Below are 8,098 nucleotides of genomic sequence, written 5' to 3'. Positions count from 1 at the left end.
TCCATCGCTGAACGCGATGGCTTTGAGGTCCGGGCAGCTTTGCCAGTGAGCTTGATCGAGAAGAGTGCCGAAGGTGGGAGTCGAACCCACAAGTCCATCGCTGAACGGCGGATTTTGAGTCCGCTGCGTCTGCCAGTTCCGCCACTTCGGCTCGCACGGCTTGCGCGGCAGGGTGGATTCTAGGGATGGAGACGGGCCAGTCAAGAGACCGCTTACGATTCATTTGACAGCCACAGATCTGGCTGGTAAAACTGAAGTTGTGATCAGACGGTCACGGTTGGTCCAGCCGCCGCTGCTCGTGCTGCTGTTGCTCGGTATCGCCGGGTGTCCGCAACCCAAAGACCCACCGGTCATAGACTCGATTGACGGCAGCCGGTCGGTAGAGGCGCGGGACAGCGCGGACTACGTCTGCAACGCTACCGATCCGGACTCGAGGCAGCTCTCATATTCCTGGTCCGGGGAGGGTGGCGCTCTTGGCTGGAACTGGGGCGACAGGGTCCGCTGGTTCGCGCCCGAGTCTTCGGGTGACGGCGTCATACGGGTTACCGTCACTGACGAAGACGGACTGACAGCGGTGGACAGCCTGAACGTGACGGTACGGGCCGAGACCACAGGCGTGCTGTTCTGGGATGCCTCGGTGAAGGCGGGGGACTTCCAGTCATGGTCGGACAGCGTGCGTGCCGGCTACTGGCTCTACGGCTACTGCGGGTCGGACGAGGGGGAAATCTATCTACAGCTGATGGATGACACCAACTTCGTGAAGTGGGTGGCCGGCCAACCTGCTGTCGCCTTGATTAGGCAGCGGCCTCACGAAACCAGCACATTCTCAGTCAGGGTCGACGCATTCGGGTTGTATCACGTGGTAGTCGACAACACGCGGGGTGCCGGGGATTATGGCTACTGGCTGAACGTCTGGAAGGCCGGGCCTTAGGACCTCGCCGTCCTTGACCGCTGAGTTGCAGAGCCGCTACTGACGCCAGCCGGAGTCCCGCAGCAGCTTGAGCAGCAGGGGCACGGGCAGTCCGACGACGTTCAGCAGGCATCCGGACACGCGGCTGACAAAGATGGACGCCTGCTCCTGGATCCCGTAGGCTCCCGCCTTGTCGTAGGGTTCAGGCCCGGCGACATAGCGTTCGATCTCATCCCCGCCCAGTTTGCGGAATGTGACTTGGGTGGACTCGGAAGCGGCAAGGACGTTGCCCTCCGGCATCCGTACTACTGCGACTGCGGAGACCACCGTATGCGTGCGTCCGGACAGCATGTTCAGCATCCTGCTGGCTTCGGCCCGGCTGCGCGGCTTGCCCAGAGTCCTTCTGCCGCAGACGACAATCGTGTCCACACCTACGACCCACCCTGGCCCCGCGTGCTGACCGCTGCGACTGTTGCCGTAGAACGCAGCGACTGATGTGGCCTTGGCCTTGGCGCAAGCGACCGCATACCGTTTGGGCGCACTTCCGGCCTTGAGTCCAACAGCTTCCGGCTCTTCGCTGGCCACCGGGGCCACAATCCGGAAGCGGAAGCCCAGCCGCCGCAACAGATCGCGACGACGCGGCGAGGTAGAGGCAAGGATGAGATCCATCACTCTCCAATCCTGGGAAGCAGGCTGCCGAACGTGCCTTTGCCGATTTTCAGGTCCGGCAGTTTCTTGATGCGGACCTCAAAATCGTAACTCCAGCGTGTCCCGAGTTTCTGGAGCTTGGCAAATGCCTCCCAGCAATGGAGGTCCTTGGTGAGCAGTAGCCCATAGTTTGTGACCTGCTTCTCAGCGAAGTTGTATCCGAAGTCGGTCAGGCTCAGCTTCCAGCCTGGAATGGCAAACGCTGCGCTGCCGGTGATCATGTGGGCCGGACTGCCTGCAGGACTGCGGATGTAGGTGTGGCTGAGACCTACCTGGAATCCACGTTCGACCCGGGCCGAGTCGAAACTGATACGATTGAGGTTGAACGTAGTGGCGACCGAGTAGCTCCGGCTGAAGGCGAGCGAATCGAAGTCGAACCCGGCCGAGGCGTCGACCGACAGGTTCAACTTCTGGCCCTGGAGGGGGTCCAGAGAAACGGTGCCGGTCAATGGACTCAGGCGCTTCAGCGGGTTTGAAGCGCTGTCGAGAAAGTTGTAGGAGGTGGCCAGGTTGAGCGTGCCGAGGTCTCGTTTGGTGCCGGAGGTGTCAACTTTGGCCTGGAAGCTGTTGCCAAAGCCAAGACCCAGCCTGGCTATCTGCGGGTCGAGCAGGTGGGGGCGGCCGAACAACGGTCCCGAGTCCACTCTGGGCTCGTAGGCAAGTGCCGCGGTCGGTGTGACGGTGTGCAGAAGCCCGCGCACGCCGTATGAAGTGAGGCTGTATACGCGGTAGAGAGTCGCCCGACCGGTTACGCTGCCGGCGTACGCTACCTTGATCGGCACGGTATCGCGCAGGTTGTCCGATTGACTAATGGAGACGGCTTCGGTCAGGCCGAGCGTGCCCATGAAGCGCTGTTCCATGTTTGCCGTGAGCGCGTTGGAGATGCTGCGCGGGTGCTCGCCCAGGCTGTCATTGTGGTACTTGATGCCCTCGTTGAAGGAGACACGTTCCGATACGGTCGCGGTGCCCAGCGGGCCAATGGAGTAGGCCGGGCTTGAGATACCCAGGGCGCCGCTGCCCAGCAGGTCGCGCGTTCGGGCCGCAACTATGGTGTTTGTGGTGTCGAGAGTGTCGGCGGTGTGATGCAGGAAGGAAGCGGAAGGCGACAGGTTCCAGCCGGCGAACAACGGTCGCTGAGCGATCGAGAGCTTGACCGAAGGAAAGTCTGCCCAGCGGATGTGTCTCGCGAACTCGGTCTTTCGTTGAGCCAGTATCGTCACGCTGCCCACGCGCCGCAGGCTGCGAGAGATCTGCCCGTATGAAAAGAGATCGGGCTTCAGCCATTCGAGCTGGTCTTCGGAGTAGTCGGGGATGTACGTTGCGTCCGACATCAAATCCAGCTTGCCGTCGAGCTGAGAGCCCAGAAAGAAGCGGTCTGACCGGTGGGCGGCAGACACGCTGTAGCGTTGTTGTCGCGTGTCCCACTCGCGAATGTAGGAGGCATTGATGTTGCCCTGAGCAAAGGGTGTGACTATGTAAACAGCCTCCGCCCGACCCTGAATCCCCCGCTTTGTCATGACGTCCGCATAGAAGGTCATGTCCGAGTAGTCATTGATGACCCAGTAGTAGGCGATGTTCTTGGAGTAGAGGCCTTCGGTTGACGAGTTGCCGATCTTGAAAGGCAGTAGCCCAGACCGGCGTTTGGACGCGACCGGGACCATCCAGAATGGGGCAGCAAGAATCGGAGCACCGAAGAGTTTGAACACCACCGGCTCGGTAATCGCCACGTCGTCCATCAGCAGTTTCACTCTCGGACCGTAGAAGTCGTAGTGGGGGTGCGCCCGGTCACAGGTTGTGTACGATCCGCCGCGCGCGTCGAGCACCTTCTCTCGCACCAGCCAGACTTCGTCGGCTCTGAAGAAGCCGTTCTCGACCGTGGTATAGGCGGTGCGCATCATACCCTTGCGTGAGTCGACGTCGTAGCGAAGCAGGTTGCCGGTGATGTTCTCAGACCCAGATGTGAACAGCACGTCGGCATGGGCCGACAACTGGTGCCGCTTCACGTCATAGTGTATTGAGTCCGAGTGGACCGACATGTCGCGATAGCGCACCCAGGCTGAGTCGAGCAGAACGACTTCCTCGGTCTTGGCGGAGAAGATGACCCGCTTGCCGCCGTAGTAGATGATGTCCCGGCCGACCGAGTCGGCTCTCACTGTGTCGGTTGGCTGGGCGATGAGGAGAATGGCGAGCAGGAGCACCGAGGAATGTTAGAGGCAGGGACGCGAAAGTCAAACTGGGGGAGAGGAGAGGCAGCGCCGATGGGCGAGACTGGATCCACAAGCTGGAAGTCAGATGTCAGAGGTGCAGACGAATTCCGGCGTGCCTGTTCGCGCCGTCACGCCAGCGGGCAGGAGTTGCAGATAGGTCTTGTCCGGCAGTTCACCTAGAATAGAGCAACGAGGAGAACACAAGTGACCAACGGCCGCCCTCGTATACCAATTCCCTGCCTTCTCCTCTGCAACTCGTCCTTTGCACTTCTACTTCCTGGTCGCTGCTCGGAGGCGAGTATGCGGAAACCGAACCTGGGGCCTGCTACCGCCGTGAGTGCAGCGTACACGCGGTCTTCGGTTCAGTCCCGGCGACGAAGATCTCGTAGCGTACGAGTGGGCACGATGGGGTGGCGGATTGCCCGGTCTGTTCACAGACGGCAGCAGTGGCTATGCTGTCCGGGACGGAAAAGCTGTCGGATGGGAGAGAGTCCGGGCGTACCGTTTTCATGAAGTCGGCCCAGATCGGCGCCGCAACCGCACCGCCGGTGGCGCCACTGAAAATGGTCTTCTTCTTGTCAAACCCGACCCAGACACCGCAGGTGACCTCAGGAGTGAAGCCGATGAACCACGCGTCCGCGTAGTCGTCCGTTGTGCCGGTCTTGCCCGCAGCCAGTCCTTGGTATCCGAGTTGCCGAATGACCGTGGCCGTGCCTTCGTTGATGACGCTTTGCATCATGTTGGCGACGACGTACGCTGTCTGCGGGCGCAAGACCGGCTGTTGTTCCGGTCGATTCTCCTCCAGGACGGCGCCCTGTGCGTCCTCCACCCGCGTGACCATTATGGGTTTGACCCGGATGCCGCCGCCCGCAAGCGTGCTGAATGCATCTACCAAATCAAGGAGCGTGACCTCGACCGAGCCGAGGGCCAGGGAGTACACCGGTTGCAGTATCCCGCTGATGCCCATGGTAGTGGCGTAGCGGACTACCAGCTCGGGCCCGACCTTCGCGATCAGGCGGACGGCCACGAGGTTGCGGGAAAGGGCGAGCGCCCGGCGCAGGCTGATGCGACCGAGGAACGTGCCGTCGTAGTTGTGGGGCCTGTAGTCCGGCTGACCGGCTATTGGGATGGTAATGGCCGAGTCCGCTTCGATGTCCGCGGCCGTGATGCCGTTGTCAACAGCGGCGACAAAGACGAACGGCTTGAATGCGGATCCTGCCTGCCGCTTTGCCTGCGTTGCCCGGTTGAATTCGCTGTGCTTGTAGTCCCGGCCGCCGATGAGCGCCCGGACGTATCCGGTCCGCACGTCCATCGCCAGCAGCGCCCCCTGCAGGTACCTGGGAGGGCCAAGGGTCGAATCGCGTCTGGCCGCCGAGTCGTAGGCCGAGAGAGTTGGGCTCAGCCTGTAGTCCTTCTCCATCTGCCGCAGGTGTGAAAGCAAGGCCAGGTTCGCCGCCTGCTGCATATCGAGGTCGAGCGTCGTATGGATCACGGCGCCCGACCTGTAGACAAAGTCCGCTCCGTACCTATCCATCATGTAGCGACGGACTTCCTCTACGAAGTAGGGGGCGAGGTTACCGCCGGCGCCTGGCGGCAGTACGGTCAGCGGCTGCCCAAGGCCGGAGTCGAGCTCCTTCTGGGAGATACAGCCGAGCCGGAACATCCGGGTCAGGAAGAAGTTGCGCCGGGTGATAAGGCGGTCGGGATGGTTGTAGGGTGAATAGGCCGAGGGGTTGGCGAGCATCGCGCCCAGCGTGGCGCACTCTACCGGGTTCAATCCGGCGGCGGTTCTGCCGAAGTACTTCTCGGCCGCGGCTTCTACGCCGTAGACCGAGCCGCCGAACCAGATCTGGTTGAAGTACATCTCGAGGATTTCGGACTTCGAGTAGTGACGCTCCAGTTCGACCGCCAGCGCCATCTCCTTGGCCTTGCGGGTTATGCTTCGTTCCGGCGTGAGGAACATCGAGCGGGCGAGCTGCTGGGTGATGGTTGAGGTGCCCTTGATGCCGCCGGCACGTTTCACCATGCTCAGGGCCAGGCCCGGGATGCGGGCGATGTCAATGCCCCAGTGGCTGTAGAATCTCTTGTCCTCGATGGCGACCACGGCCTCACGCAGACAACTCGGGATGGACTCGAGTTGTACCGGGCGGCGCTTCTCCTGGTAGAAGTCAAAGATGACCCGGCCCCGATAGTCGAGAATGCGCGTGCTGGCCGGCGGGCGGAAGTTGGCAATGCTCTCAGCCGATGGCAGGCCCGGAAACAGGCCTGCCATTGCCAGCTGGGGGAGGAACGCAAAGAGCCTGAGCAGGGCGCGCGCAAGTCTCATGAGGGAGCCGTTGGGTTGCAGGTCAAAGTTCAAGAACCAGACGCCAGAAGCCGGAACCAGGATTCGGAATGGTCTTCCGTCTTTGGTCTCCGGTTCCTGGTCTGCTAGATCGCCTCGGCCAGCAGTTCGCTAACGTCCTTGATGCGAAGCTTGGCCTCGGAATTGGTCGTCTTGACCGCGTCCTCAAGGGTCAGCGTGCAGTACGGGCAGGCAGTGGCGAGGATCGTGGCCCCGAGGTCGATGGAATCGGTCACGCGGGTTTCGGCCAGTCGTCCCTTGCCTGCTGACTCAAACCACATTCGTCCGCCTCCTCCTTCGCAGCAGAGGCTGGTTTCGCGCGAGCGGTCGAGTTCCACGAAACGGTCCCCGGCGAGTGCCCGAAGCACCTGGCGCGGCTGCTCGTACACCTTATTTTGCTTGCCAAGGTAGCAGGGGTCGTGGTAGGTGACTACTTCTTCGAGTTGGCGCTTGGGCTTCAGCTTCCCGGCTTCCAGCAACTCGGCAAGTAGCTCCGTATAGTGCGTCACCGGCACGTCGATTCCTGGATAGTCGTTCTTGAGTGCATTGTAGCTGTGTGGAGAGGTAACGACAATCCGTTTCGGGTTCCGTTCCTTGATGAGCTTCGTGTTCGAGTTCCGTAACTCCTCGAACATCCCCTGTTCGCCGATGCGCTTCTGCTCGCTGGCACAGCACGTCTCTTCCTCGCCGATGACCCCGAACTCGATACCGGCCGCGCGCAACAACTTGACCAGGGCTTGTGCTGCCGGCTGGCACCGTGGGTCGTAGCAGTTGGTGCAGCAGGTGAAGAGCAGCACGTCAGTCTTGTCCCCCGGCTTCAGAATCGACAGGTCAAGGCCGGCCGCCCACTCCATGCGCTTCTCTCTGCCCCGGCCCCACGGGTTGCCTTGCACAAAGGTGCTCTCCAAGGCGCCCTGAATCTGGGTCGTCATACGGCCGCTCTCGATGATCTTGGACCGCATTTCTACCACGAGGTCGGAAGGACGAACGGCCTTCGGGCAGCGTTCGGTGCAGGTAGTACAGGTCGTGCACTCCCACAGCCCCAGTTCATCCGCGCTCAGGTGCTGGCATTGGTCGTTCACGTAGCAGTAGACCAGCTTGCGGGGGTTCAGGGTAGACTTCATGGAAACCGGGCAGCCGCCTGAGCACCGCCCGCACTGGATGCACGACTTCAGTTCGAGGGTATCGATTGACATGGGCTTGTATTCTAGAGAGCAAGGCTGCCAAGTCAAGGACTCTGGGGCACGAATGAGTCTGGCTACCGGGATGTCGAGGCGGTGTGGTGTCACCGTCGGGCGGAGGGGAAAAGTCCAGGTCGGGTTCGTAGCGCGTCTCGGACTAGACCTGAGTCTCGACTTCTCTGGGGTCACGTCTTCCTCTTCCTGATGTAGTCGCCAGGCAGCATGAGCGGATGTCAAAGGTTGGGGTTGGACTCAATCTCAAGCGACTATCAGTCGGCGGCCCGCAGACCGTTTGGCACCGCTGTCAAGCGGAGGTGTCATTTCGAGGTAAGCGAGAATACCAGACGGAGAGTAGAGGAGTCATAAGAACTACCGATAGGATTCGCCCATTGTTGTCTCGTAGAGCGCGGCGCCCGAGGCTGGTGAGTGTCGCAGACAGGTCGAAGCGCTCGCTACTGATGAGCACTACGCCAGACATGGATGCGACCCGGCGCCGGTACGCAGGCTGGCCGAGAGCGTGATTCCGCGCCGGGAGGAACGCCGGCGCACGCCCGGTCGGCATCCGTGCGGCAGCGTCAGTTCGTCGGGGCAGACCGTGTAGGTTCCGACTGCGGACGCTTCGGGCCGGCCCGGGCACATCGTGACCCCCTTTGCGCATTGCTGCTACGATTGATGTTACCTGACGATCAACCAGCGCGTCAAGGTCGAGCGCCGGGAGCAGGAGTATGCGCTGGTCAATCCCTGGCGC

Annotated in this window: 5 protein-coding genes and 1 tRNA gene; 1 reads left to right on the top strand and 5 read right to left on the bottom strand. The window is 61.6% G+C overall.

Annotated features, from left to right (window positions below; translation table 11 throughout):
* Nucleotides 1-65: 65 nt before the first annotated feature.
* Nucleotides 66-151: transfer RNA gene (locus FJY68_12480), tRNA-Leu, on the bottom strand.
* A gap of 108 nt (nucleotides 152-259) precedes the next feature.
* Between FJY68_12480 and FJY68_12475 the strand changes: the two genes are divergently transcribed.
* Complete coding sequence (locus FJY68_12475; GenBank protein ID MBM3332640.1) at nucleotides 260-931, top strand: hypothetical protein; 672 nt, start codon at nucleotides 260-262, stop codon at nucleotides 929-931.
* Between the two features lie 36 nt (nucleotides 932-967).
* On the opposite strand, the gene maf is transcribed toward FJY68_12475, so the two are convergent.
* From maf to FJY68_12455, 4 genes are all read right to left on the bottom strand, one after another.
* Nucleotides 968-1,582: a septum formation protein Maf gene (gene maf, locus FJY68_12470; GenBank protein ID MBM3332639.1), complete on the bottom strand. Its 615-nt coding sequence runs from the start codon at nucleotides 1,580-1,582 to the stop codon at nucleotides 968-970.
* Complete coding sequence (locus tag FJY68_12465) at nucleotides 1,579-3,816, bottom strand: LPS-assembly protein LptD (GenBank protein MBM3332638.1); 2,238 nt, start codon at nucleotides 3,814-3,816, stop codon at nucleotides 1,579-1,581. The genes maf and FJY68_12465 overlap by 4 nt, the downstream gene beginning before the upstream one ends.
* Nucleotides 3,817-4,150: 334 nt before the next feature.
* Complete coding sequence (locus tag FJY68_12460; GenBank protein MBM3332637.1) at nucleotides 4,151-6,151, bottom strand: PBP1A family penicillin-binding protein; 2,001 nt, start codon at nucleotides 6,149-6,151, stop codon at nucleotides 4,151-4,153.
* Between the two features lie 104 nt (nucleotides 6,152-6,255).
* On the bottom strand, nucleotides 6,256-7,365 hold the full coding sequence (locus tag FJY68_12455) for a (Fe-S)-binding protein (protein ID MBM3332636.1): 1,110 nt from the start codon (nucleotides 7,363-7,365) through the stop codon (nucleotides 6,256-6,258).
* Between the last annotated feature and the right edge of the window lie 733 nt (nucleotides 7,366-8,098).

The organism is candidate division WOR-3 bacterium (assembly GCA_016867815.1).
Lineage (GTDB): Bacteria > Hydrothermota > Tepidihabitantia > Tepidihabitantales > Tepidihabitantaceae > UBA2258.
Note: the sequence above shows the minus strand (reverse complement) of the source record. Positions and strands in the feature narration are given on the sequence as shown.

Coding starts and splice junctions, on each gene's coding strand:
- FJY68_12460 (MBM3332637.1), bottom strand. CDS start 6,151: ATGAGACTTGCGCGCGCCCTGCTCAGGCTCTTTGCGTTCCTCCCCCAG.
- FJY68_12455 (MBM3332636.1), bottom strand. CDS start 7,365: ATGTCAATCGATACCCTCGAACTGAAGTCGTGCATCCAGTGCGGGCGG.